The 24,896-nt window shown below is 68.6% G+C and carries 23 protein-coding genes; 11 read left to right on the top strand and 12 right to left on the bottom strand.

Annotation, left to right across the window (positions count from 1 at the left end; translation table 11 throughout):
- Positions 1-21: 21 nt before the first annotated feature.
- The 6 genes from ACIRNI_RS13020 to ACIRNI_RS12995 form a co-directional block, all read right to left on the bottom strand.
- Complete coding sequence (locus ACIRNI_RS13020; protein ID WP_403551009.1) at positions 22-1,089, bottom strand: ABC transporter ATP-binding protein; 1,068 nt, start codon at positions 1,087-1,089, stop codon at positions 22-24.
- Positions 1,086-1,775 carry a phosphonatase-like hydrolase gene (locus ACIRNI_RS13015; protein ID WP_403551007.1) on the bottom strand — a complete coding sequence of 230 codons (690 nt, stop codon included), beginning with the start codon at positions 1,773-1,775 and terminating at the stop codon, positions 1,086-1,088. Before ACIRNI_RS13015 ends, ACIRNI_RS13020 begins: the two co-directional genes overlap by 4 nt.
- Before the next feature lie 5 nt (positions 1,776-1,780).
- A complete protein-coding gene (locus tag ACIRNI_RS13010; RefSeq protein ID WP_403551005.1) occupies positions 1,781-2,896 on the bottom strand; it encodes a TIGR03364 family FAD-dependent oxidoreductase in 1,116 nt (371 codons plus the stop codon).
- A gap of 99 nt (positions 2,897-2,995) precedes the next feature.
- Entirely contained in the window at positions 2,996-3,805 is an 810-nt protein-coding gene (locus tag ACIRNI_RS13005; protein ID WP_403551003.1) for a GntR family transcriptional regulator, read from the bottom strand.
- Positions 3,806-3,864: 59 nt separating this feature from the next.
- The gene (locus tag ACIRNI_RS13000; protein WP_403551001.1) at positions 3,865-4,725 is read right to left on the bottom strand and encodes a hypothetical protein; all 861 of its coding nucleotides are present in this window, start codon (positions 4,723-4,725) and stop codon (positions 3,865-3,867) included.
- A gap of 163 nt (positions 4,726-4,888) precedes the next feature.
- Positions 4,889-5,983, bottom strand: coding sequence for an ROK family protein (locus tag ACIRNI_RS12995; protein ID WP_403550999.1), 1,095 nt, complete (start codon positions 5,981-5,983; stop codon positions 4,889-4,891).
- A gap of 56 nt (positions 5,984-6,039) precedes the next feature.
- Between ACIRNI_RS12995 and ACIRNI_RS12990 the strand changes: the two genes are divergently transcribed.
- The 3 genes from ACIRNI_RS12990 (at position 6,040) to ACIRNI_RS12980 (ending at position 8,173) form a co-directional block, all read left to right on the top strand.
- Positions 6,040-7,122 (top strand): Gfo/Idh/MocA family oxidoreductase, encoded by a 1,083-nt coding sequence (locus ACIRNI_RS12990; protein WP_403550998.1) that lies wholly within the window; start codon positions 6,040-6,042, stop codon positions 7,120-7,122.
- A complete protein-coding gene (locus tag ACIRNI_RS12985; protein ID WP_403550996.1) occupies positions 7,119-7,595 on the top strand; it encodes a heme-degrading domain-containing protein in 477 nt (158 codons plus the stop codon). The genes ACIRNI_RS12990 and ACIRNI_RS12985 overlap by 4 nt, the downstream gene beginning before the upstream one ends.
- Before the next feature lie 212 nt (positions 7,596-7,807).
- Entirely contained in the window at positions 7,808-8,173 is a 366-nt protein-coding gene (locus tag ACIRNI_RS12980; RefSeq protein WP_403550994.1) for a hypothetical protein, read from the top strand.
- 54 nt (positions 8,174-8,227) lie between these two features.
- Here ACIRNI_RS12980 and ACIRNI_RS12975 read toward each other — a convergent pair whose 3' ends face one another.
- The 3 genes from ACIRNI_RS12975 to ACIRNI_RS12965 all read right to left on the bottom strand — a co-directional run bounded on the left by ACIRNI_RS12975 (position 8,228) and on the right by ACIRNI_RS12965 (position 10,291).
- Positions 8,228-9,085, bottom strand: a complete 858-nt coding sequence (locus ACIRNI_RS12975) for a fumarylacetoacetate hydrolase family protein (RefSeq protein WP_403550992.1) — start codon at positions 9,083-9,085, stop codon at positions 8,228-8,230.
- Positions 9,086-9,201: 116 nt separating this feature from the next.
- Positions 9,202-9,882, bottom strand: a complete 681-nt coding sequence (locus tag ACIRNI_RS12970; RefSeq protein ID WP_403550990.1) for a YidC/Oxa1 family membrane protein insertase — start codon at positions 9,880-9,882, stop codon at positions 9,202-9,204.
- A 109-nt stretch (positions 9,883-9,991) separates the two neighbouring features.
- On the bottom strand, positions 9,992-10,291 hold the full coding sequence (locus tag ACIRNI_RS12965; protein ID WP_403550988.1) for a DUF6412 domain-containing protein: 300 nt from the start codon (positions 10,289-10,291) through the stop codon (positions 9,992-9,994).
- 105 nt (positions 10,292-10,396) lie between these two features.
- Here ACIRNI_RS12965 and ACIRNI_RS12960 point away from each other — a divergent pair, with 105 nt between their 5' ends.
- From ACIRNI_RS12960 to ACIRNI_RS12925, 8 genes are all read left to right on the top strand, one after another.
- Complete coding sequence (locus ACIRNI_RS12960) at positions 10,397-11,413, top strand: SEC-C metal-binding domain-containing protein (RefSeq protein ID WP_403550986.1); 1,017 nt, start codon at positions 10,397-10,399, stop codon at positions 11,411-11,413.
- A gap of 137 nt (positions 11,414-11,550) precedes the next feature.
- A complete protein-coding gene (locus ACIRNI_RS12955) occupies positions 11,551-12,027 on the top strand; it encodes an excalibur calcium-binding domain-containing protein (protein ID WP_403550984.1) in 477 nt (158 codons plus the stop codon).
- 131 nt (positions 12,028-12,158) lie between these two features.
- Entirely contained in the window at positions 12,159-12,563 is a 405-nt protein-coding gene (locus ACIRNI_RS12950) for a very short patch repair endonuclease (protein WP_403550982.1), read from the top strand.
- A gap of 102 nt (positions 12,564-12,665) precedes the next feature.
- Positions 12,666-14,201: an ATP-binding protein gene (locus ACIRNI_RS12945; RefSeq protein ID WP_403550980.1), complete on the top strand. Its 1,536-nt coding sequence runs from the start codon at positions 12,666-12,668 to the stop codon at positions 14,199-14,201.
- Positions 14,194-15,174, top strand: a complete 981-nt coding sequence (locus ACIRNI_RS12940; RefSeq protein ID WP_403550978.1) for a PD-(D/E)XK motif protein — start codon at positions 14,194-14,196, stop codon at positions 15,172-15,174. The genes ACIRNI_RS12945 and ACIRNI_RS12940 overlap by 8 nt, the downstream gene beginning before the upstream one ends.
- A gap of 10 nt (positions 15,175-15,184) precedes the next feature.
- The gene (locus ACIRNI_RS12935) at positions 15,185-18,115 is read left to right on the top strand and encodes a Z1 domain-containing protein (RefSeq protein WP_403550976.1); all 2,931 of its coding nucleotides are present in this window, start codon (positions 15,185-15,187) and stop codon (positions 18,113-18,115) included.
- An 87-nt stretch (positions 18,116-18,202) separates the two neighbouring features.
- Positions 18,203-19,198 (top strand): DNA cytosine methyltransferase, encoded by a 996-nt coding sequence (locus tag ACIRNI_RS12930; protein WP_403550974.1) that lies wholly within the window; start codon positions 18,203-18,205, stop codon positions 19,196-19,198.
- An 87-nt stretch (positions 19,199-19,285) separates the two neighbouring features.
- Positions 19,286-20,524 (top strand): DNA cytosine methyltransferase, encoded by a 1,239-nt coding sequence (locus tag ACIRNI_RS12925; protein ID WP_403550972.1) that lies wholly within the window; start codon positions 19,286-19,288, stop codon positions 20,522-20,524.
- A 24-nt stretch (positions 20,525-20,548) separates the two neighbouring features.
- Here ACIRNI_RS12925 and ACIRNI_RS12920 read toward each other — a convergent pair whose 3' ends face one another.
- Genes ACIRNI_RS12920 through ACIRNI_RS12910 form a run of 3 tightly spaced genes read right to left on the bottom strand, consistent with a single transcriptional unit; the run spans position 20,549 to position 24,509 of the window.
- A complete protein-coding gene (locus ACIRNI_RS12920; RefSeq protein WP_403550971.1) occupies positions 20,549-21,430 on the bottom strand; it encodes a DUF6339 family protein in 882 nt (293 codons plus the stop codon).
- The gene (locus ACIRNI_RS12915; protein ID WP_403550969.1) at positions 21,427-22,392 is read right to left on the bottom strand and encodes a hypothetical protein; all 966 of its coding nucleotides are present in this window, start codon (positions 22,390-22,392) and stop codon (positions 21,427-21,429) included. Before ACIRNI_RS12915 ends, ACIRNI_RS12920 begins: the two co-directional genes overlap by 4 nt.
- The gene (locus ACIRNI_RS12910) at positions 22,389-24,509 is read right to left on the bottom strand and encodes a helix-turn-helix domain-containing protein (protein WP_403550967.1); all 2,121 of its coding nucleotides are present in this window, start codon (positions 24,507-24,509) and stop codon (positions 22,389-22,391) included. The genes ACIRNI_RS12915 and ACIRNI_RS12910 overlap by 4 nt, the downstream gene beginning before the upstream one ends.
- Between the last annotated feature and the right edge of the window lie 387 nt (positions 24,510-24,896).

The following is a 24,896-nucleotide window of genomic DNA, read 5'->3' as shown; positions in this document are numbered from 1 at the left end:
GCGCCTGCGGGCGGCGACGCGCTAACCACCGGACACCTCCGCGGGCAGCAGCACCGCGTCCTCCGGTGCGAAGTGCAGCGCCACCTCCGCGCCCAGCGGCGGCAGATCGCCCGGTCCGCGCAGCTCACGGACGTCCGCCATCACACGGTGCCCGGCGACGTCGACGTACAGGCGGTGCGTCGAGCCGCGCCACTGGACCTCGGCGAGGGTGCCGCGCAGGGTGTTGGGCCCCTCGCCGAGGCCGAGGAGGTGCGGGCGTACGCACAGGGTGGCGCCACCGGCCACGTCCACCGGGAGCGGGAGGTCCAGCTCGCGCCCCGCGAAGGCGACGGTCCCGGAGGAGGCGCCGACGGTCACCGGCAGCAGGTTCGCGTTGCCGACGAACGACGCCGTGAACTCCGTGCGCGGCCGCCGGTACAGCTCCTGCGGCGTGCCGCAGTCCCGCAGCCGCGCCCGGTCCATGACCGCGATGCGGTCCGCCAGCGTCAGCGCCTCCACCTGGTCGTGGGTGACGTACAGGAGGGACAAGTCCGGCAGCTCGCGGTGGAGCCGCGCCAGCTCCGCCAGCATCCCGGAGCGCAGCTGCGCGTCCAGCGCGGACAGCGGCTCGTCGAGGAGCAGCACCCCCGGCCGGATGGCGAGCGCCCGCGCGATCGCGACGCGCTGCTGCTGCCCGCCGGACAGCTCGCGCGGGTAGCGCCCGGCGTACGCGGCCATGCCGGTCATCTCCAGCGCCTCGGCGACGCGCCCCGGGATCTCGGCCTTCGGCGCCTTCTGGGCGCGCAGCCCGAAGGCGACGTTGTCGGCCACCTTCAGGTGCGGGAAGAGGGCGTACTGCTGGACGACCATCCCGATGCCGCGCCGGTACGGCGGCAGCGCGGTGACGTCGCGGTCGCCGATGAGGACCCGCCCCGACACCGGCCGCACGAACCCGGCGACCGTCCGCAGCGCGGTGGTCTTGCCGGAGCCGGACGGGCCGAGGAGGGCCATGACCTCGCCCGGCTCGACGGTGAGGTCGAAGGAGTCGAGGACGACGTTCCCGCCGTACGCGACGGAGACCCCCTCGAAGCGGATACCGCTCCCGGTCATGCCTCCACCTCGGCGAGGAGCGCGGGCAGTTCGGCGACCGAGCCGAGGACGTGCGTGGCGCCCGCCGCGCGGAGCGCGTCCGCGCCGTGCGCGCCCGTCAGCACGCCCGCGACGACCCCCGCCCCGGCCCGTACGCCGCTGAGCATGTCGTACGACGTGTCGCCGGCGACCGCGACGCCCTGGACGCCGTCCGCCGCGCCCGTGCGCAGCAGGGCGGCCAGCACCATGTCGGGGTACGGGCGCCCGCGCCCGCCGGGCGTGTCGGCGGGGCAGAGCGTCAACTCGACGAGGTCGCGCCAGCCGAGGGCGTCGAGGATGGCGTCCTGCGTGACGCGGGCGAACCCGGTGGTCAGCACCACCGTGCGCCCCTGGTCCCGCAGTTCGCGGACGGCGTCGGCGGCGCCCGGCACCGGCGCGATCCGCCCGTCCGCGACCAGCTTCCCGTACGCCTCCTCGAAGGCGCGGTTGGCGGCCTGGGCGCGGGTCGCCTCGCCGAAGAGGTGCCGGAAGACGGAGATCTTGGACTCGCCCATGGTGGCGCGGACGTGGTCCAGCATCGCCTCGGTCGGCTCCTCGCCCAGCCGGCGGGCGGCCGCGGCGAACGCCTCCTCCACCAGGCCGCCGTCGGCGACCGTGGTACCGGCCATGTCGAGGACGACGAGTTCCCTTGCCATGGTCGTTGTCATGGTGGTCACCAACCCAGTTCGTTCGCGGTCGTCTCGGCGATGGCGGGCGAGCACGTCATGCCGCGCCCGCCGGGGCCGGTCACCAGCCACACGCCGTCGCGCACCCGCCGGCGGTGGACGACGCGGCGCGTGTCGGTGCACTGCGCGTACACCCCGGCCCAGCGGCGGCGGATCCTCGGCAGCGGCCGGCCGAGGAAGGACTCGACGACCCGGGTGAGGTGCTCGTAGGGGTCTTCGCGGGTGTCGAAGGCGAAGGGGTGCTCGTACTCGTGCGTGTCGCCGATGGTCAGCCCGCCGTCGAGCCGCTGGACCATCAGCAGTTGCATGCGGTGCGCGGCGGCGACGGGCTCCTGGGGCTGGCCGGCTTCCAGAGCGTCGGACTCGTACGCCGGGTAGTAGCGGAAGGAGTCGGCGTCGGCGACGGAGGTGGTGAGGGGCTCGCCGAGCGGGTCGGTCTGCATCATCTGCAGGCGTACGCGGCGTACGGGCAGGTCGCCTCCCGTGAGCTCGCGGACGAGCCCGCCGAGCCAGGCGCCGGTGCACAGGACGACGGCGTCGCCGCGGTGGACGTCGCCGTGGTCGTCGCGTACCGCGTTCTCGCCGACGACCTCGCGGACCTCCCGCCCGGGGAGGAAGGTGTAGCGCCCGGAGGCGTGCAGCGCTTCGCGCAGCGCCGGTTGCGCGGTGCGCGGTTCGACGGCCGCGTCCCGCTCGCACCACAGGGCGGCGGTGAAGTCGCCGCGCAGGGCGGGGTTGAGGGCGCGGGCCCGGGCGGGGGTGAGCAGCCGGTAGCCGCGGGCGGCGGCGTCGGGCCGGGCGACCGCGGCCTCGGCGACGGCGAGCTCCAGCTCCGTGCGGACGGGGGTCAGCGAGCCGATGGCCCGGAAGCCGAGCGCGGGCACGCGGGCGCCGATGGACTCCCACAACGCGCGGGCGCGCAGGGCGGTGTCCAGCTCCTCACCGCCCGCGCGGCCACTGACCCAGATCTGGCCGAAGTTGCGGACGGAGGCCCCCCGGGCCTCGGTCTCGCGCTCGATCTGTACGACCTCGTGGCCGCGCTCCACTGCGTGCCAGGCGTGCATGGTGCCCACCACGCCGGCTCCTACGACGATGACTCTCACGGCGGAAACGGTCGCGGCGGCGGGTGGCGCGGGTGGGTCGGGCCGGCGACGGAAAGGTGAACGCCCCCGCAAGCTTGGCCTAGACCCGTTATCGTTCCGTTATCCGCCTTGGTGGGGCCCGAGATGGGTCGTGAAGCTGAAGCGGTCGCCGCGGTAGAGGGTGCGGACGCGTTCCAGCGGTCTGCCGTCGGCGTCCCGCGAGACGCGGTGCAGCAGGAGCATGGGCAGCGCGGGCGGCGTCCCGATGAGCAGCGCCTCGCGCGGGGTGGCCAGGACCGTCTCGATGCGCTCGTCGGCGTCGCCGAAGGTGATGGAGAGCCGTTCGCGCAGGTAGGCGTAGAAGGAGGAGTCCGGGTCGAAGTCGGTGTCCAGGCGCGGGACGCGGGCCTCGGAGACGTACGTGCTCTCCAGCCCGACCCGTTCGTCGTCCGCGAGCAGCACCCGCTCCAGGTGCCAGACGGGGTCGCCGGGCGCGATGCCGAGATCGGCGGCGAGCTCCCGCGGGGACGGGAAGCGGTCGAGGGAGACGAGGTGACGGCCGGGTCTGCGTCCCTGGCGCCGTACGCCCTCGGTGTAGCTGGCGAGCGCCAGCGGCTGCTCCAGCTTGGGCCCGGCGACGACGGTGCCGCGCCCCCGGCGGCGCAGCCGGCCCTCCAGCAGCAGGTCGCGCAGGGCCTGGCGTACGGTCTCGCGCGAGACCTCGTACCGCACGGCCAGATCGCGCTCGGTGGGCAGGGCCCCGCCCTCGCCGAGCTCGTCGACGAGGGCGGAGAGGCGGGCCTTGACCGCGTAGTACTTGGGGACGCGGCCGTGCTCCGGGATGCCGGAGCGGACGGGTGCGCCGGGTGCGCCGGGTGTGCCAGGTGTGCCAGGTGTGCCAGGGGAGGCCTGGCCGTTCGGGTAGTCCACGGCGGGATGGTCGCAGACGTACGTGAACGTCGGTGGCGCCCGTGAACGTCAGCTGAACGTCAGTGCCGCCCGCGCCCCCGGCGTCCGACCCACCACCGCGCTCCGGCGCCGAGAAGCAGCGCGAGGGCGGTGGCCCCGGCCAGGAGGAGGGTGTCGTGGCCGGTCCTCGGCAGTTCCTCGACGACACCCGGCTCCCCGGTCGCGGCCTCCCCGGGCGGCGACGGCCCCGTGGGCCGCTCCCCGGCTGTGGTCTCGCCGGTCGGGCGTTCCTCCTCGCCGTGCACGGTGAAGCGGTAGTCGCCGGACTCCCCGACCCAGTCGCCGTCGTCGCCCCGACGCTGCACGATCGCGGCGTTGGCGGTGACCTCGTCGGGGCGGGCGTCGGAGGTGAAGGCGAGCCGTACGGGGACGGTGAGGGTCCGGCCGGGCGGGACGGTGTAGCCGGGGAAGCCGTTGTCGAGGACGCCGACGAGCTCGTTGTGGTCGGTGCGCTCGATGGTGACGGGGTGCGGCCGGCCACCCTGCGCGGGGCCCTTCTCGTCCTCGTAGAACTCCAGCTGGACCTGCGAGGGCAGCAGCGCCTGCGCACGGTCCGTGAAGACGATGACGGGGTGGATGTTGCCGCAGGTCCGGGCGGTGGTGTTGGTCAGCTCGACGTGCCAGGTCCGGAAGCCGCCGCCGGCCTCGTAGGCCGTGGGCCCGTCCTTGATCCGCGTACCGATCGGGAAGGCGGTGTCGGTGGGGTTTCCGCACGTCGGCTGGCGCTCCGGTACGGCGATGGTGTCGGCACCGCCGGAGGTGTCGGCGCCGCCGCCGGCGACGGGTGGGGGGGTGGGCGCGGCCAGCGCGGTGCCCGCGGCGGAGGGGACGGCGAGCAGGGCAACCGTGGCTCCGGTGGCGAGGGCGTGGCGCAGTCGCATGGGGCACCTTCGGCGGGGCGCGGAAAGTCGTGCCCCGAGAACCTGCCACGCACCGGCGTCGCCCCATCGGGCAGGGCGGGACAGCCCGCCGTACGGGGGCACGTATGCGCCCGTACGGCGCAGCGGGGCGGGGTGTACGGGGCCGCGGCCGGGCGGGGCGGCCTCAGAGGCCGAACACCGGCGCGAGCGCGAGCAGCGCCGCGCCGTGGGCGACCGGATGGTCGGCGGTGGTGCCGTCGTCGGCGGGGCCACCGCCGTCGTCCGGGTCGGCGTCCGCGACGGTCACCGGCACCGGCGGTACGCCGCCCTCGCGGCGGGCGCGCTCCGCCAGGACCGCGCCGACACCTCGTACGAAGGGCTCCGGCGCGCCCGTGACGACGCGTCCACCCAGCAGCACGCGGTCGATGTCCAGCAGCCCGACGAGATTGGCGGCGCCGACGCCCAGCACCCGCGCGGCCTCCGCCAGGTCACCGCGCGCCACGGCCGCGAGGCACAGCGCCTCCAGGCAGCCGCGCGCCCCGCACCCGCACGGCGCGCCGTCGAGCTGCACGGTCTGGTGCCCGAACTCCCCCGCACCGGTCCGGGCCCCCCGGTACAGCGTGCCGCCGAGGACGAGCCCGGCCCCCAGCCCCGTACCGAGGTGGAGGTACGCGAACGACTCCCCGCCCCGCCCGCGCGCGGCGATACGGAAGGCGGCGGCGTTCGTGTCCTTGTCGAGGACGACGGGCAGGCCGAGGCGCTCGGCGAGCGTGTCGCGCAGCGGGAAGCCGTCCCATTCGGGGAAGCCGGTCACGCGGTGCGGCACGCCGGTGGCGTGGTCGAGCGGGCCCGGCATGGCGACCCCGACGCCGAGGACGGTCCCGCCGAGGAGGCCCGCCGCTTCCCGCGCGACCACCCCGAGGACGGCCTCGGTGCCGGCGCCGAGGTCCAGCGGTACGCCGCGCGCCGCGACGACCGCCCCGGCCAGGTCGACGCGTACGGCCGTCAACTCGTCGCGGTCGAGGTGGAGCCCGACGGCGTGGGCGGCGCCGGGCACGAGGCGCAGTACGGTGCGGGGCTTGCCGCCCGTGGAGGCGCGGCGCCCGGCGTCGACGGCGAGCCCCTCGTCCCGGAGCCGTGCGGTGATCTTGCTGATGGCCTGCGGGGTGAGTCCGGTGCGCTCGGCGAGCTCCAGCCGGCTGACGCCGTCCGCGCCGGCCTGCCGCAGGAGATTGAGCAGCAGGGCGGTGTTGTGGCTGCGCAGAGCGTTGATGTTCACGGTCCCATTGTCCGGGGCGCTTGCACTTTGGCAACAGCGTTGCTTAAGTGGTCGGCATGACAGGCACGCACGGTACGCATGGAACCCTCCGCGTCGGACTCGTCGGCTACGGCCTCGCCGGCTCCGTCTTCCACGCCCCGCTGATCGCCACGACCGAGGGCCTGGTCCTGGACACGGTCGTCACCTCGAACCCGCAGCGCCAGGAGCAGGCGCGCGCCGCGTTCCCGGACGTCCGGGTCGCCGAGGCCACGGAGGAGCTGTGGGCCCGGGCGGACGAGCTGGACCTGATCGTGATCGCCTCCCCCAACAAGACGCACGTCCCGGTCGCGACCGCCGCCCTCCAGGCCGGTCTGCCGGTGGTCGTCGACAAGCCGGTCGCGGGCACGGCGGCGGAGGCGCGCGGCCTCGCGGCCCTCGCCGACGAGCGCGGCCTGCTCCTCTCCGTGTTCCAGAACCGCCGCTGGGACAACGACTTCCTCACGCTCCGCTCGCTCGTCGAGCGCGGCGAGCTCGGCGACGTCCAGCGCTTCGAGTCGCGCTTCGAGCGGTGGCGGCCGCAGCTCAAGGGTGGCTGGCGCGAGTCGGGGGCGCCGGAGGAGTTCGGCGGGCTGCTCTACGACCTGGGCAGCCATGTCGTGGACCAGGCACTGGTGCTGTTCGGCCCCGCCACGCGGGTGTACGCCGAGTCGGACGTCCGCCGCGCGGGCGCGGAGGCGGACGACGACACCTTCATCGCGCTGACGCACGCGAACGGCGTCCGCTCCCACCTGTACGTCAGCGCCACCGCCGCCCAGCTCGGCCCGCGCTTCCGGGTGCTCGGCTCGCGGGCCGGGTACGTCAAGTACGGCCTGGACCCGCAGGAGGCGGCCCTGCGCGAGGGCCTGCTGCCGGGGGCGGACTGGGGCAGGGAACCGGAGTCGCTGTGGGGCCGCCTGGGTGCGGGCGAGTCCCCGCTGACGGGCGGCGGCACGCCGGTCCCGTCGCTCCCGGGCGACTACCCGGCGTACTACGCGGCGGTCGCCGCCGCCCTGCGCGACGGCACGGCCCCGCCGGTGACGGCCCACGAGGCTGCGGCCGCGCTGGACGTCCTGGAGGCGGCGCGCCGCTCGGCCCGCGACGGCGTGGCGGTGACGCTGTGACCGCGACCGCCCCCACCATCGAGGAACTCGAAGCCCAGCAGGCCCGCCTGGCGCTCCCTCACTTCACGCACGACGACGCCTGGCGCCTCGGCACCCTGCTGGTCGAGCTGGCCCGCGAACGCCGGGCCCCGGTCGCGATCGCCATCCACCGCGGCCCCCAGCAGCTGTTCCACTGCGCCCTGCCCGGCTCCAGCGCGGACAACGACGCCTGGATCGACCGCAAGCGCCGCGTCGTCGAGCGCTACGCCGAGAGCTCCCTCCTCGTGGGCACCCGCTTCCGCGCGAAGGGCAAGTCCTTCGACACCGACTCCCGCCTCGACCCCGACCACTACGCGGCCCACGGCGGCTCCTTCCCCCTCACGGTCACCGGCGTCGCGGGCCCCATCGGCACGGTGACGGTCTCGGGCCTGCCGCAGCTGGAGGACCACGCACTGGTGGTGGAGGCGCTGGAGCGGTTCATCGCGGGGTTGTGACGGCTACGCGGGCGACGCTCGGGCATCCGCATGCCGCCTGGAGGCGAAAACACAGGTTCACCCGTTCGGAGTAGTCCAACCGCGCGGCATCACTCGACCGGCCCTACGGTCGAGAAGGCGTGCGATCACCGAATCTCGCATCAGCGAACCTCGAACGAGCCAACCTCGAATCACCGAATCACCTCGCCGAAGCGCGCCGGAAGGAGGCAGTCATGCGCTCCACCAGAGCAGCAGCCGTCGCCCTCGCGGGAGGCGCCACCTTGCTGGCGCTGACCGCCGCCCCCGCTACGGCGGTGACCACCGGTCCCAAACCGCCGGCCAGGTCGGTGGACTGCGGGCAGGCCTCCAACGGCCTTCAGGTCATCGCGGTCACCACGAAGGGCAGCACCGCCTGCGGCACCGCGCACCGCGTGGCCGAGGCGTGGCTCGGGGCCGACCAGCAGGACGGCCGCAAGGCCGTGGTCGTCCATGTGGACGGAGCCCGCTGGAAGTGCCGTGAGAAGCAGGGCGACCCCAACCCGTCCACGGAGTGCGTCAAGTTCAAGGACCGCGCCGAGAAGGTGCAGCTGTTCTCCTGAGCCCGGAGGACGACGGCGGGCCGCCTCCCTTTCGGGGGGCGGCCCGTCCGTGCGTCACGCGTCCTTGAGCTCCTGCCGCTGCCGACCGAGGCCCTCGACCTCCAGCTCCACCACGTCGCCGGCGCGCAGGTACGGCTTCGGCTCCGGCTGGCCCATGGCCACGCCCGCCGGCGTACCGGTGTTGATGACGTCGCCGGGGTAGAGGGTCATGAACTGGCTGACATAGCGCACCACTTCACCGACCGGGAAGATCTGGTTGGCGGTGGTGCCGTTCTGCTTGAGCTCGCCGTTGACCCACAGTTTCAGCGACAACGCCTGCGGGTCCGGCACCTCGTCCGCCGTCACGAGCCACGGCCCCAGCGGGTTGAAGGTCTCGCAGTTCTTGCCCTTGTCCCAGGTGCCGCCGCGCTCGATCTGGAACTCGCGCTCGGAGACGTCGTGCGCGACCGTGTACCCGGCCACGTGCGCGAGCGCCGCCTCCGCGGACTCCACGTAGCGCGCCGTACGCCCGATCACGACGGCGAGCTCGACCTCCCAGTCGGTCTTGCGGCTGCCGCGCGGCACGAGCACGGTGTCGTCCGGCCCGACGACCGTGTCGGCCGCCTTGAGGAAGACGACCGGCTCGGCGGGCGTCGCCTGGCCGGTCTCGGCGGCGTGGTCGTGGTAGTTCAGCCCGATGCACACGACCTTGCCGATCCGCGCCACCGGCGGCCCGATCCGCAGCCCGGTCGCGTCGAGCGCGGGCAGGACGCCGGCACCGACGGCGGCGCGGATCCGGTCGAGGGCGGAGGCGTCGGAGAGCAGGTTCCCGTCGATGTCCGGCACGAGCGCGGACAAGTCGCGGAGGGTCCCCTCCTGGTCGAGCACCGCAGGACGTTCGGCGCCCGCCGTACCGACGCGCAGCAGCTTCATGGTCTTCTCCCTGTGGTCGAGGTAGGCCCCGGCCGATGGGGTGCGGCCATCGGAGGATTGGTCGATCCTCCAATACCGCAGGTCACCCGGCAAGACCCCGTTCACACAGTGGACCTTTACACCCGGGTAACCTCGGCGGTCCCGCGATACAGATACGCCCGCTCCGCCGCGCCCCACGCCGTGCTCGCGACGACGTACAGCCCGGCGGCCAGCGGCAGGACGGCGACGCTGACGAGGGTGCCGTACCCCAGCAGCGGCATGAGCCTGGCGCCGGGCAGCTCCGACCCGCTCATCTCGCGCCGCGTCCGCCGGTACGTGTACGTGGCGAGCCCGGCCACGATCACGAACAGCGCCAGGTACACCAGCCCGGCCGCCCCGAAGAGCCCGCCGTCGGCCACGGCGTCCGCCCAGTGCCCGCCGAGGGGCGCGGCCAGGAGCGCGTGCCCCTCCATCCCGCCGCCGCCCGAGAACAGGTGGTACATCAGGAAGAAGGCGGGCAGCTGCAGCAGGCTCGGCAGGAAGCCGGCGAACGGCGACACCTTCTCCCCCGCGTACAGCTCCATCACGGCCCGCTGCAGCCGCTCCGGATCCCGCCCGTACTTCTTCCGCAGCTCGGCGACGCGCGGCGCGAGCCGCATCCGCGCCCGCTGGCCGCGCGCGGCGGCCCGCGACAGCGGGTGGAGGGCGAGCCGTACGGCCACGGTGAACAGGACGATCGCGGCGGCGGTGGCGGAACCGTGGAACAGCGGCTGGAGCAGCGCGGCGAGGCGCTCGACCAGCGAGGCGAAAACGGACATGGGGAAGGAACCCTCCGAGGGTCTCGTCGTACCGGAATGAGGTGTTTTCGGCATGCCGGATTGACGACGGAACCGCGCGGAGAACGAACAGAAAAAGGAGCCGGAACCTCTACGCGGCCGTCGCGACGAGACGCGAGCCGGGCGCCCTGGGCCGCCGGCGCCCCGGCGCGTCGGGGTCGCGCTGTGCCAGGAAGGCGGTGCGCTGCTCGCGGTCGCGGAGGGCGGTGCGTATGTGGGTCGGCGGCACGGCGGCCACGCTGCGCGCGGCGACGACGGCGTACGTGACGAGCGCGGAGCCGACGGCGACGAGCGCGGCGGCGACGGAGAACGCCCCACCGCCGGCGAGGAGGAGGTACAGGACACCGGTCAGCCCGCACAGCACGGACACCCACGCAACAAGACGGCGCATGCGATTCCCCCTCCCTTCACCTCCTCGAACGCGTGCGCGTCACGGATGGTTCCCGCCGCGGGGGACACGCCCCCGCCGACCCCGTACAGCAGTACGGTGTCCCCCATGCGCCCCGATGACACGTCTGCCGACCACATCACCGAAGCCGAGCGCCTGCTGCGCACCGCGGCGCAGTACCCCGAAGACCGCGAACCGCTGCTCTTGCGGGCCGCCGCCCACCTGGAGCTCGCCGGCGACCGCGCACGCGCGTCGACGCTCTACGACGATCTCCTCGCCGCCACCCCGCCGCCGGAGAACCCGCACCTGGTCAAGGCGCTCAAGGCGGCGAACCTGTGGGAGTACGGCCACGAGGCCGAGGCCCGGGCGATCATCGACGGCCTTCGTGCCGCGACCCCGACCGACGCCGCCGCGTGGGAGATCATCGCCGAGACGCTCGAATCCCACGACGAACTCGAATCCTCCGAGGTCACCTTCACCACGGCGGTCACCACCCTCCTCCGCTCCCCCGACGACGAGGTGCCGTACCCGGCGCAGTCCCTCCTCATGGGCCGCCACCGCGTCCGCCGCCTGCTCGCGCTGCCGCACGACGACTGGGACGTCCTGGCCGACCGCCTCCACCGGGGCGCGGTCCCGCTGGACGAGCTCCACGACCCCAAGCGCCTCTGGTCCCTCGGCTCGGACGACCCGGCCGAGCTCCAGGCCGAGATCGCGCGCCTGCGCAGCGAGCTGGGCTCGTACCGTACGGCGCTCTCCCGCCCCTTCCCGGTGGCGGTCCTGCTCTGGCCGCCCGACGAACTGGCCGAGCTCCTCGCGGCCTACCCGGAGCTGGAGGCGGAGTACCCGACCCACGAGGCACACCTCACCGACCTGGAGGCCTCCCTCCGCGAACTCGCGGCCGCCGGCACCCCGAACCTCGGCATCGTCCAGGGCACGGTCCCCTCGTACGAGGCCTTCGCCGCCTCCGAGGCCGCCTCCCCCGCCAACCCGGACCTGCTCCCCCAATACGCCACCACCCTCGCCGCCCGCGGCCGCGCCACCCCGTGGCCCCCGGCGCGCACGTCCCCGTGCTGGTGCGGGTCGGGTGCGGCGTACGGGGAGTGCCACGGCGGAGCGCAGCCGTAAAAGCCCGAGGAGCAAATGGACCGTTCTCCTCCCCTTCACCGTCTCCTTACAGTAGTTTCACCATGAACCACTGTCGCTGACTGGCCGCCTGTCCCCCCACACAGCCCCGGCCCCTGTGTGTGAGGAGACGTGTGCCCATGAGCAACCCGTACCACCAGCCGTCCGCCGCTCGCCCACTGCTCCGCATGAAGCGCGTGTGGGCGGGCGGCCTGTTCCTCCTGCTCATAGGCACCGGCTGCGGAGCCCTCGGCTCCGACGACACCGCGAAGACCGGCGCCAAGCCCGCCCCGACGGCCACCGTGACGGCGACCGCCACGGTCACGGTCACCGCGACTCCCGCCGCCGCACCGGCCTCGGCCGCACCGACGGTCACCGCGACCAAGACCGTCACGGCGACGGCGACGGTCCCCCGTGAGGCCGCCGCCAACGACTCCTCCAGCAACGATGATTCGGGCAGCGGCGGCAGCAGCAACGACAGCGGTGGAGGCTCCGTCTACTACGGCAACTGCTCCGAGGCCCGCGCCGCCGGCGCCGCCCCGGTCCACCGGGGCGAGCCGGGCTACGGCCGCCACCTCGACCGGGACAACGACGGCGTGGGCTGCGACAACGGCTGACCAGCACCCAATGATCAGCTCCCACTCGGCAGCCACAGTGTGCAGGAACCTCTCACCACACGACCCGCATGCGCCGGCACAATGTCAAGGTGCCCCATGCCGTCCCTTCCTCGTCCGCCGTGTCAGCCCGAATGAGCCGCCAGCTCTCCCGCGACACTGCGCCGGAGGTGGCCGTACGCAAGCTCCTCCATGCGGCGGGGTTGCGCTATCGCCTGAACGTGCCGGTCCCCGGCATGCGACGACGCACGATCGACATTGCCTTCGGATCGGCCAAGATCGCCGTGTTCCTCGACGGCTGCTTCTGGCACGGCTGCCCCCAACATGCGACCCATCCGAAGTCGAATGCCGACTGGTGGCGCGCAAAGCTCGCCAAGAACATCGCTCGCGACCGCGAGACCACGGAGCATCTCCAAGCACTGGGGTGGACAGTCATGCGGTTCTGGGAGCACGAGAGTCCCGAAGCCGTCGCGCAGGCAGTGGCTCAGGCCCGTAGGACAATCGGAGCATCCACGCGACCCCCGAAGGCCCGAACCTGACCAGGTGTCGATCTCACTGGGACTGAAGACTCCACATCCGTGGTCGTCGGCTCTCACCACATTTTCCGATCGCATCAACCATTTGGCACGCAAGGCGAGGACATGACCCAGGATTGGCAGTTCGACGTCCCTACCGCCGGGAGCAAGCGCCTTCCACCCGATGCGCGGTACATGGAAGCGCTGAGCAGCCAGGGGTACAGCTTCGAGGTCGCGATCGCCGACCTCGTCGACAACTCCATCGACGCCGGAGCGAAAGACGTGGTCATCCACTTCCTACGTGATGGCGATCAACTCGTCAGCCTCCTCGTGGTCGACGACGGCAAGGGCATGGACGAGGAGACCTTGGACATTGCCATGACCGTCGGAGGACGACGTGACTACGCCGCCGGTGCGCTGGGCATGTTCGGAACCGGTCTGAAATCGGCCTCACTCAGTCACGCTTCGGGCGTCACGGTGGTCAGTACGACCAAGCGCACTCGCGCCGTCGGCCGCCGATGGCTCATGGAGCACGCCGTGTCGGGGTTCCAGTGCGACATCGTGGCCCCCGACTACGCCCAAAATCTCATCGACCGCTATGACAACAAGCGACCGATCGAGTGGCAGGGCACAGTCGTCCGCTGGGACGGGGTCAAGAGCTTTCCGAAGCACGGGGGTGGCGGCCAGACGGACCGTTACCTCCACCGCACCATCAACAAGCTGGGGCTGCACTTGGGCCTCCATCTGCACCGTTTTCTGGCCCGTGACGACTTCAACATCACCATCGCGGTGGAAGACGTACGCACCGGCACGGTTTACATGAACTTCGGCGTCGAGCCACTCGACCCCTTTGGCTACCCCGTCACCGGTCACTCCGAGTACCCGCGAACCTTCACAGCCTCTCTCCCCTCGGTCGGGGACATCACGCTGGAAGCCCACATCTGGACTCCCAAGTCGAATCTCGACGAATACAGGGCCGTGGGCTCGGTCATGGAACGACAGGGTTTCTACTTCTACCGCCACGACCGCTTGGTACAGGCCGGCGGGTGGAACAACTTCCGTCAGCCCGAGCAACATCTGTCCCTGGCTCGGGTGGCGGTGGACCTCCCTGACGACCAGGGCGACGCCTTCCGACTCACAGTGAAGAAATCGGGCGTGGAGGCGACTCCGGAGTTCAGCGCTGCCCTGGAGAAGGCCGGCGCTCCCGGAGGCCACACCTTCCTCGACTACTTGGTCGCCGCCGAGACTGCTTATCGGGATGCCCGTAAGCGGTCCGGCACCACGCGAAAGCCCGTGCTACCACCCGGAAAAGGCCTGGACCCGGCGGTACGAGAGACGATCGAGGACGAACTGCCGACCATCCCGTCCGAGGAACCGATCTCGATCCGTTGGCAGAAGATCGACAACGAGCTCTTCTTCGCGGTCGATCGCGAAGACCGCACCATCGTCCTCAACCAACACTACCGGGCCGCCATTCTGGGCGGCCGTCGTGGCGGCCTCAACGACGCCCCTCTCATCAAGTCGCTTATGTACATGCTTCTCCATCAGGTTTTCGAGAAGGAGTACAGCGGCAGTCGTGAGAAGGACAATCTGCAACTGTGGCAATCCATCTTGGTCTCCGCGGCCCGCGCCGAGCTGGACAGGGTGGCCGACGATGACTGACCGCCCCCACGTGCCCTGGCAGTCTGTCGAGCACTACCTGGGCGCAGGCCAGTCCACGTCGTACCGGCTCTCGGCACCCTCCTCCCACCCCGAGGTTTCATACGTCGTCGGCGACGACGGCCGTGAGATAGCCCTGCATGTCGAACTGGAGCGGCTCCACCAACCCCCGCGTTCACCACTGTCGTCCATCCGCATCGACCAGATCTGGGAGCGGGGTGTGCGCATGGCGCGCATCAGAACGACCCAGGCCACGCTTCTCCGCGACTTTCACGACCTGCTGAACGCGATCGCCGATCGCATCGTCGGCCAGAAACGCACACTTGATCAGGCATTCGGAGAGACAGTACGGGCCTGGAGCGCACTGCTCGACAGGCCGCGCGGACTCAGTACGGAGAAGCGCATCGGCCTCATGGGGGAACTCGCCGCTCTGGCTTCGATCGCCCGCACTCATGACTGGGCCACGGCTGTGGAGTCCTGGAAGGGCCCCAATGGGGAGGAACACGACTTCGGGCTCGCCGGCTTCGACGTCGAGGTGAAAACCACCTCTGCGGAACGGCGCCGACACAGCGTCCACGGTCTGGGTCAGTTGACACCCACCGAAGACCGCCCACTGTGGCTGGTCTCCTTGCAGGTGACCCGTGGCGGAACGAACGGCCGCACGCTCACCTCTTGCGTGGAGTCCGTACGAAGGCATGTCGGCGAGCATGCTCCGGCGAGCCTCGACCGGCTGGACGAACAACTCTCTGTGACGGGCTGGGACGCCGAATTGCGCGACGATGAAAGGTGGCGCCTGCGGACGAAGCCTCTCGCTCTCCTCGTCGATGACCGCCTTCCCCGCCTCGACTTCGGATTCATCCCCGTGCGGTTCCGGAATCACATCGCCGACATCACATACACACTGGACGTGAGTGACATCGAAGCGTCCGCTTGCCCTCCGGCCGTTCTGACCGGCCTCCGCTTCCCGCAAGCCTGAGGAACCATCGATGAACTCCACAGACATGCTCCGGCTCACGCTGCACACCTCGGCTCTGTCAGGCATGGACATCCGGCCCAAGAACCTGGTGCGCGCCCTGGCATACCAAGCAGAGGAGGAGGCTCCCGAGGCCCAGCTTCTGGCGAGTGAGGCGGACTTCCAGACCGTACTGAGCACCGCCCATTCCACAGACCAATTGGTGGAGCTGTGGCGCAAGCAGCTCACACAGTGGGACTACGCGGAGAACCCCACGTGGACTGGGACGGACCCACGCACGGACGAGCGCCGCCATGCTGCCCTTGTTCTCCTGGGAGTGTCGGAGCACACCCAGAGGCTCCTCAATTCTCTCATTCCTGTGCCCAAGGCTTCCGGGCCGGTCGTGATCAGCGACAAATTCGTCCCTTGGTACACGCCTCAGTCACAGCAGGGACGCTCCTGGTACTGGCCTGCATATCGCCGCCTACTTGCGAGGAAGGGCTGGTCCGAATCTGCCATTGCGGGCCTCGACGCGGCTTCGGACCGCGTGGTGGAACGTCTTGCCGACCCGACGTCCCGCAGCGCCTACCAGTCCAAGGGCCTGGTCGTCGGCTACGTGCAGTCGGGCAAGACCGCCAACTTCACCGGCGTCATCGCAAAGGCCACGGACGCAGGCTACCGACTCGTCATCATTCTCGGCGGAACTCTCAATCTGCTGCGTGCGCAGACGCAGCGCCGCCTCGACATGGAACTAGTGGGCCGCGAGAACATTCTGCGAGGTGCCTCCGAATACGAATCCGACTACGCTGACGACCCTGCTTGGAGTCGAGGCGAGTTCATTTCGCACGGCGGACTGCCGTCCGCCCTCGGCGGCTTCGACATCGTCCGCATGACGACCAGGGACAACGACTACAAGAGTCTTCTCCAAGGCATCGTTGCGCTGGAGTTCGAAAAGCAGGAGCCGGCGCTTCCGCTGTTCGATCCACGCAATCTGCACCGCTCCTCGGCCCGCCTGATGGTGGTCAAGAAGAACAAGACCGTACTGACCAAACTAGTCAAAGACCTCAACAAGATCAAGACACCGCTCAGCGAGATCCCCGTGTTGATCATCGACGACGAGTCCGATGAGGCCTCGGTCAACACGTCCAACCCGAACAAGCCGAACGCCGAGCGCACCGCCATCAATGAAAAGATCTCGGAACTACTGAGGCTTCTCCCTCGGGCACAATACGTGGGCTACACGGCGACACCCTTCGCCAACGTATTCATCGACCCGAGCGACAGCGAGGACATCTTTCCGAAGGACTTCATCGTCTCCCTTCCGCGCCCGGAGGGATACATGGGTGTACAAGACTTCCATGACCTGGACTCGCCGATTCCTCTGGCGGAGCGCACGTTCGCCAATTCCAATGAGAAGGCACACGTCCGCGACATCTACCTGTCGTCAGAGGATGACGACACAGCCCTCCAGCAGGCGATGGACATGTTCGTCCTCACGGCGGCCATGAAGCTGTACCGCGAGGCGAATGGCTTGGGAGACCGGTACTTCCACCACCACACCATGCTCATCCACGAGTCCGTTCGCACGGCCGACCATCGTGAACTTCGCGGTCGGGTGCAGAAGATGTGGTGGTCCGCCGGGTACACAGGGCCGTCCGGTCATGAGCGCTTGCGCAAACTTTTCGACACGGACGTGGCCCCGGTGTCGCACGTCAGGTCCGACGGATTTCCGGTCCCCCCCTCGTACGACGACCTGTCCCCCTACATCGGCGCCGCTGCCATCCGTATCGGCGGTGACGACCAGCCGATCATCGTCGTCAACGGTGACAACGACATCGAAAACGGTGAAGCCGACTTCGACAAGCGTTCCCTCTGGAAGATCCTCATCGGTGGCCAGAAGCTGGCCCGCGGTTTCACCGTGGAAGGTCTCACCGTCACCTACTACCGCCGCCGCACGAACAATGCCTCCACCCTGATGCAGATGGGCCGCTGGTTCGGCTTCCGCAAGGGGTACCAGGACTTGGTCCGGCTCTACTTGGGGCGAGAAGAGGCCATGGGCCGAAAAGACATCGACCTCTACGTGGCGTTCGAGGCAATCTGCCGTGACGAGGAGAGCTTCCGTGAGGAGCTGCGGCAGTACTCCGTCCTGGTCGACGGCGAGCCACAAGTCACACCGGAGCAAGTACCTCCATTGGTCTCTCAGCACCTCGCCTGGCTCAAGCCGGCGAGCGCCAACAAGATGTACAACACGCGTGTGGTCGAGATCCATTCACCCGGCAAGTGGGAGGAACCGGCCGCGTACCCGTCGTCTACGACCGACCTCCGGCACAACACTGAGCTGTGGCTGCCGGTGCTCGAAGCCCTGTCGACAACTCCGAGCACGTTTGCCTATCACTTCGACGATGCAGAGACCCACCACCGATTCGACGCCCTCACCGGTGAGCTCTCGAACAGCGAGCTCCTCCCCCTGTTGCGCTCGCTGAAGTGGGACGTCGAAGGCCGGTTCGATCCGCACCTCACCTATCTGGAGGAGATCAGCCGATCCTCTCCGCCAAAGGTGGAGGACTGGATCGTACTTGCGCCGCAACAGATGGCCCGCAACAAGCAGTTGTTCATTGGCACGTCGTCGAGGCCCCTCTCCTGGTTCGGCCGTCAGCGCCGCCGCGGAGAGGTTTTCGGGGCCATCAGCGAGCCCAAGCACCGTGCGGCTGCCCTCCGAATCGCCGGTGCCCTTCCACACGGAGGCAATGCCGCGACTGAGCAGTACGTGTCGGAGCGGCGCGGAGTGGTCACCCTCTATCCCGTGGTGGAGCCGGAACACAGGAGCGAAGTCGAATCGTCCGGACGCATCAACCCTGGGAAGGTCGTCATAGCGTTCACGTTCGTGGCCCCGGCTTCTGCACGAAGCAGTGACGGGAAGGTGATTCGCTTCAGCACGATCAACTCGGCCGACAAGCGGCGGTGAGCCGGCAGCCTGCCCTGGTTCGGTCCAGGCTGGGCGGACTTCTCCTACCATGGAGTTGCCAAGTGTCGGGGCGGGGAAGGCGGGCACATGCAGGATCGGCGTTTCACGGTGGTGGAGCTGTGCGCGGGGGTTGGGGGACAGGCCCTTGGGCTCGAGCAAGCGGGTTTCGATGTCGTCGCTGCGTTGGACATCGATCCCGACAGCTGCGCCACCCTCTCACGCAACCGACCGCACTGGTACACGGTTCATGACGACCTGCATCACATCGAGCCCGTGCACCACGAGCCGTTGGACTACGCCGACGTGCTCAGCTGCGGCCTTCCTCGCTCCCCCTACAGCATCGCGGGAAAGCAGCTCGCGACGGACGACAAGCGGGACACCCTCCGTGCCACTCTGGACATGGCCTCGTACATCCGACCGAGGGTGTTACTCCTGGAGAATATTCCCACTTTCCTCCACGCGGCGAAGTTCGAGGCAGAGCGCCAAGCCGTTCGAGAAGCTGTTGAGGACCTCGGCTACGAATTGATGTCGACCGTCCTTACGGCCACGGATTTCGGTGTGCCGCAGCATCGCCCTCACGGTTTCATGGTTGCCATGCACCCCGAGGATCTGTCCCACTTCCAGTGGCCGGCACCACATCCCGGCAGGTGCCCGAGCCTAGGAGAGGCGCTCTACGAGTCGATGGCCTCTGCCGGGTGGCCGGAGGCCGCCGCCTGGGCCGCCCGAGCTTCCGAACCGGCCCCACTGATCATGGGTGGGGCCACCGGCCGAGGAGGCGCAGACCTCGGGGCCAGTCGCGCCAAGGCAATCTGGGCACGCTGGGGGATCTACGGCGGCAGCATCGGCGACTCGGTGCCGGGACCCGACTTCCGCATGAACTTCGAGGTTGAGCCTCGCTTCGGCCTGCCCAGGATCACCGTCGACCAGGTCGCCCTTCTTCAGGGGTTCCCCACCGAATGGGAGATCCTCGGTAAGAAGACATCCGCATACCGGCAGATCAGTCAGACCACGCCCCCGCCGCTCGCTGCGGCAGTCGGGCGGCAGATCATGTCCGCTCTTCATCGTTCCGCACGTACCATCTGAAGCACCGGTCGGTTTCGTTGGCCGTGGTCAGCCTGGTGCCGGAGGTCGCACGCCACCCAGGCGATCACCTTAGTAGACTCACTCCCCATGGCGACCACCTTGACTGATACTGCTACGGGCACGATCCCGGCCCAGCCCGAGATCACGGTGGTGGACCTGTTCTCTGGTGCGGGCGGCTTCTCGGCCGGATTTCGAGCCTACGAACCGTCTGGTCCGGGGTCTTCCCCCTTCCGGTCAGTCGCAGCCGTCGAGTTCGACGAAGCAGCAGCGGCCACTTACGCGGCAAACTTCGGCACCGCTCATGTCGCCAACGTGGACATCAGCACATGGGACGCCCGGCCCTACGAAGGGCGCGTGGACGTCGTCATGGGAGGGCCCCCTTGTCAGGGTTTTTCCGCTCTGCACAGAAACAACCCGGACAAGCCCAAGGTGGATGACCCGCGCAACCTGCTCTGGATCGAGTACATGCGCGTAGTCACCACGATCAAGCCCAAGATCTTCGTACTGGAGAACGTCGATCGTTTCCTGTCCTCCCGGCAGTTCGAAGAGCTTCGGGCGGCGACCCGCCCCGGCGGCCCTCTCGCCGACTACGAACTCCGCTCGAAGGTCCTCAACGCTGCGGATTACGGTGTGCCCCAGGCCCGACGAAGGGCCATTGTCATCGCCACGCGGAAGGATCTCGCGGGAGCTCCTTTGGAGCACCCGCGTCCGACGCACGCTCGGAACGTTGCGCTCCCCCAGCCGACGCTCGACGAGGAACAGTCGCCGCAGTTGGCGCCATGGGTGGCTGTCGGACGTGCGGTCTTCTCCCGCACCCCGAAGGATGCCCCCGAGGTGAACCTTCCCCAGCGTGAGGACAAGCCTCTGGGTATCCTCCTGCCCGGCCCCTACCTGACGACCGAACTGCACATCGGCCGTACACCGACGGATCTCTCATTGGAGCGGTACAAGGCCATTGGGCGCGGAGGCAATCGTCACGACCTCCGGGGTAAGTGGGCCACGGTCAACGGGGAGAAGAAGTACCTGTCCACGGAGAGCTGGGACAGGCACAACACCGGCTCCGGGGACGTCATGGGCCGTATGCACGACGACCGCCCGTCCGTCACGATCCGTACAGAGTTCTACAAGCCGGAGAAGGGGCGGTATCTGCACCCGGTGGAGAACCGCCCCATCACACACTACGAAGCCGCCCTGATCCAGGGGTTCCCTGACGACTTCAAGTGGTTCGGCAGCAAGATCCAGATTGCGCGACAGATCGGTAACGCCGTGCCCGTCGGCCTGGGCCGCGCACTGGCCCGAGCCATCCACGAGCGACTGAGCGCCTGAAAGGCAAAAGCCGGAGGGCTGTCACTAGCTTTCACCGGCGGCGGGCCTGCCCCTGACCGGCGCATCGGCGAACAACTTCTCGAACCATGCCGTCAGTATTTCTGCGGAGCGGTGCGGAACACTGCCGTCGTGCGGGCCTTGCGGCAACGTGTCGTACTGCATGGCAGGTCCCTCTCCGGCAGCGAGAATCCACTCGTGCAGCGCTTCGGCATCCTGCAGCTCATCGGGTGCCATCGCCTCGTATACCAGGGTGGCGCCCGCCGCGTTCGCAACAGCTGCGGCTGCGTTGACCTCTCGTCCTGTATTGACGGCACCCCTGTGCAGCAGTCGGAGAAGTGCCTGCGCAGCGGGTCGGTGCTGGACCATCTCCTGCCTCAGAACCGTATTGAGAATGTCTTGATTCCCACAGGCGAGTTCGACCGGTCCATAATTTTTTCCGTCCCGGAAAAGCTCTGCCGCCCACCACAAGCGTGAGAAGCACTGGAGATCCCAGCGTCCGGTGAACCGGGCAGCCTGCGCCACCTCTCGACCACTCTCGCCCCGCCCCCAACGCCATCGAACGAAGTCCGGTGCCAGGCAAAGGGCCAGGAAGTTCCATATCCCCGTGTCCGATGCCTCGGCCCGCGTTAGCCGAAGAGTGCAATGCAGCCGAGGGGCCAGCCATGCATCACTGACTGTGGGAGCCGACCCTGCGAACCGACGTCTCGCCTCGGCGAGGAGTTCCAGCACGGGCGCGGATTCCCAACGCGCCGTGCCGTCGACCGGTTCCTCGACCTTGTCCTTGAAGGCCGAGAACGACAACGCTTCGTACCCCTGCAGGACGCGTGGAGTGATTGCCCGCCCGGCCACGGCGTCAGACAGCCGTCCTATCCTCGCCGGAACCTCGGAACTTACCTGGATGCTCACGCCTCGTCCTCCGTACTCGCCAGACGAGCCAGAGCCCGTGCAGTGCCCGCCACGGTCTTCTGCTTCTTCGAGTGCAAAGTCGCCGAATGCATCAGACGAGCATGCAGATCGGATCCACCCTCGCCGACCGTACGGCGGCCGACGAGATCAACGAGGGCCTCTTCGGGAGAGGTCTCCGGAAAGAAATCGGGCAACATCCGGCGCAATACATCCTCATGCCAGCCACCTGGCCACTGAGGCGCTCCTCCTTCGACAGCGCTGACGTACAAAGCCGTATTGAACATGGCTGTCCACGCCTCGGAGGCAATCTGGGTGGCTATAACCTCACGGACCATTTTGTGTTCCGGAATCGAAGCATTGTCGAGCACGGCCCTGAATCCTTCCAGAGAAGAGTTCAGGTATAGGATCGGCTCTCCGGCTTCCGCATCCAGAATCCACGGGTCATCGCGAAACTCGTTCAGCCGCGGGTGGTCCGCGAAGCTCTTCCAGAGCATCTTGATGCTTCGCTGTCTGGTCGGCTGCTTGGCCTCGAAGTCGGCACTCCAGTTCTTTTCCGCCCGGCCGATCAGGCGACCCTCCACCCCGTGAACCTCGGCAGAGATCCACGCATCGATCTCGCATCGCCCCACGTGCTCGCCTCGGCGCAGCTCCACCTCACCACTCCAGCACCCGGCCCCCTGGTATTCCAGAGGAAACGTAAGGCGGACGTTGGTCCTCCTATTGCGTACGGTGCCGAGGCAGAGGGGCGACACCCATGCGCCGCCGGCCAACTCGTCGGGGTCCACGGACACCGAGATCTTGATCCGTATCTCCTGCCAGTCGCGCTTGATCGCGTGGAGGGCGATCACGCGCTCCGACTCGGAGATGAGCTTGAGGGAAAGGGGGATGTTGTCGACCCAGACCTTGTCCGCAGTGAGGGCAACGTCTCCGGCCAGGATCGGGTAGGGATAAGCCTTCTTCACTCCACAATCTCCTTGGCCCTCGGGACATCCACCTCGATGCACGACATGCCGGCTGCCACGGGGTGGGTGGAAACGTCTGTGATTCCTCGGAAGACGCCTCTTCTCGCCCCTTGGCGGAAACGCAGGTTTCCGTCTCTGGTCAACTCGCAGTCGCGCTCCGGGACGAGCGTGCCGGCCCACTTCACGGGTAGGTTGCCGCCAGACCTCACGACGAACCGAGCGACGGGGGCCAGGACCCAGGGGGCGTCACGCTCCGGCAGCTTCACGGTCACTCGGACTCGCCATGCCCCACTGTCGGCCACATCACCCTCAACAGCGTGGACCACGGGAAAGCCCGGGGTTCGCGACTTCGCCGGTGTTCCGATGGTCAGCAAGTCTCGCAGAATTTGCGGCCCCTCGTCCGCGTCGCTCTCCTCCTCCTGCGCTTCCAACAGCCCACGGATGGTCTGCTCGGCCGTCTTCTTGAAGTCGAGGATGCACTGCCGGGCACCACGTACATAGGAGGCTGTGAGGTCTTCTGTGCTGGTCCAGTCGTTGTGGTCGGGAGGCTCGGCAGTACGCAGGAGCTGTTCGGCGGCCACGGCGTCCGGGGTGTCGGCCCCCGTAGCCACGCCCGCGAGAAGAACAGCCTGGAAATGTCGGTGCCCCAAAGGCAGATCGTTGACCCGCTTGTACCGCACCACCATGCGTGTGGATCGCATGTACGCGATGTGATCCGGCTTTGGATCGTCCTCTGTCGTCGGGGTGACGAGCAGGACTGCTTCGTGGGATGTGGGCCGCTGCTCCCCACCGATGACGGGTTCTTTGTGGGCAGGCAGCTTGAGAGTCACGGACGCCTGCAATACATCTTCGCGCGACGTCAACTCGGACGTCGTTCGACCGTCCAGGAACGCCTTCACCGCTCGCGACCTCGCCGGCTCGTGAGCATGAGGGTCGATGTAGCGCTCTGCCCTTACGACCTGACCGTTCCGCCACGCCGCGACGGATGCGCGCAGCAAGGGGCCGCCCCTCTCGCCTCCGACCATGCAAGCCCAGAAGTTGCGTGCAACTCCGTTCACCAACTGCTCGTGCATCTCCTCCAACTGCTCGGTGTCACCGGAGCCGTCGTAGGCACCGACCACCAAGAAGGAGCTGCCGGGGGAGGGATCGCTCCTTTCCAAGTACAGGCTCTCGGCGGTGATGTCGTCGGCCCACCAGGATCGTGCCGAGTTCGTGCGCTCCTTGTCCCTGATGCCGAACCAGGCAGGACCTGCGAACTCTTCACCGTCCAACGTGTGCCAAGGAAGTTCCAGCCTGCCGGCCATCCGACGCTCGTGTCGGCCGTCCTGAGCCTCGGAAAGGGTGCTGTTGACGAGTACGAGACCAAACCTGCTCGCCGCCCACAGAGCCGCCTTTCCCAAACCGTACGACCCACCCTGAGCACCGTTCTTGCCACTGTCCAACGTCCGCCGGACGACACGGGCGAAACGACCGTCGTCGTAGTCCGGACCGGTCAGTCCGGTCGCGTTGTAGTCGTCGATCCGAAGCAGGACGAGACGACCGGTCCGTTCCAATTCGTTGAGACCGTCGAGCAGCACTCGTCCGGCCTTCTGCCGCCGGTCCGCAGCTTCGCGGAGGTGTCGTTCGATCGAAGTCCACCGAAGGGCGGACAGGAAGTCCCGCAGGTGACAGCCAGTCAATTCGTGCAGGACAAATCGAGACGTCACCGGCAGCCGACGCTCCAACTGTTCGTCAAGGCTGTTCTGCGTCGCCTCGCGCGCCAGCACCTCGAGGTTGGCAGCGAACGCGTACGCTGCGGCGTTGCCGCCGATTCTGCTGCCATCCTGTGGCGCCCGCTGAAAGATCCACTCCAACTCGGACGGTGTCGACTCAGGAGGACGGCGACTCACAGCGTCTTCGACCGCGACACCCAAGGCTTCCGCTATGTCTGCGATCTTCTCGTACCGAGGTACGGATCGTCCCTTCGCCCAAGCATTGACCGCCGCCGGCGTCACCCCTACAAGTTGAGCCAACTCTTTCTGCGGCATGTCCCGTTGCCGCAGCATCCCGTTGAGCCAATCCGCGAAGTCTTGTGTCACTCCCGCGCCCTCCCACGTCTGCGCTTGCAGATCGTACAAGGGGGCACTTCATTCGACCAGCAAAATGAAGAGTTCTAACATCACTGTTCAGGCAAAATGGGCAAATCGCAAATATCAACCTCCCTGCGAGTCGGACGAACGCTCGTCGGATTCGAGGAGCATCACACGACGGGACGGATGTGCGACGCCCATTCGTGCGGCTCCGCATCAACGGACCAGAGCACAGGGCTTACTGGCCAGGCATGCACCCCCAGGGCGGTTGCGCACGTAAGCGACACCCAGGAGGTGCACGCTACAAGAATGTGTGCGATTTAGGCACAATACTACCCATTGCCTCATTATGCCCACGGGTTCCATTTCGAATGATTCGCACAACAGAATCCCGGAGAACGGATTCTCACGCGTGACCGCGAAGAGGATGGTCGA

Source organism: Streptomyces sp. NPDC093546, assembly GCF_044765045.1.
Lineage (GTDB): Bacteria > Actinomycetota > Actinomycetes > Streptomycetales > Streptomycetaceae > Streptomyces.
The sequence above is the reverse complement of the archived record's forward strand: the minus strand, read 5'-3'. Positions and strand labels throughout refer to the sequence as shown.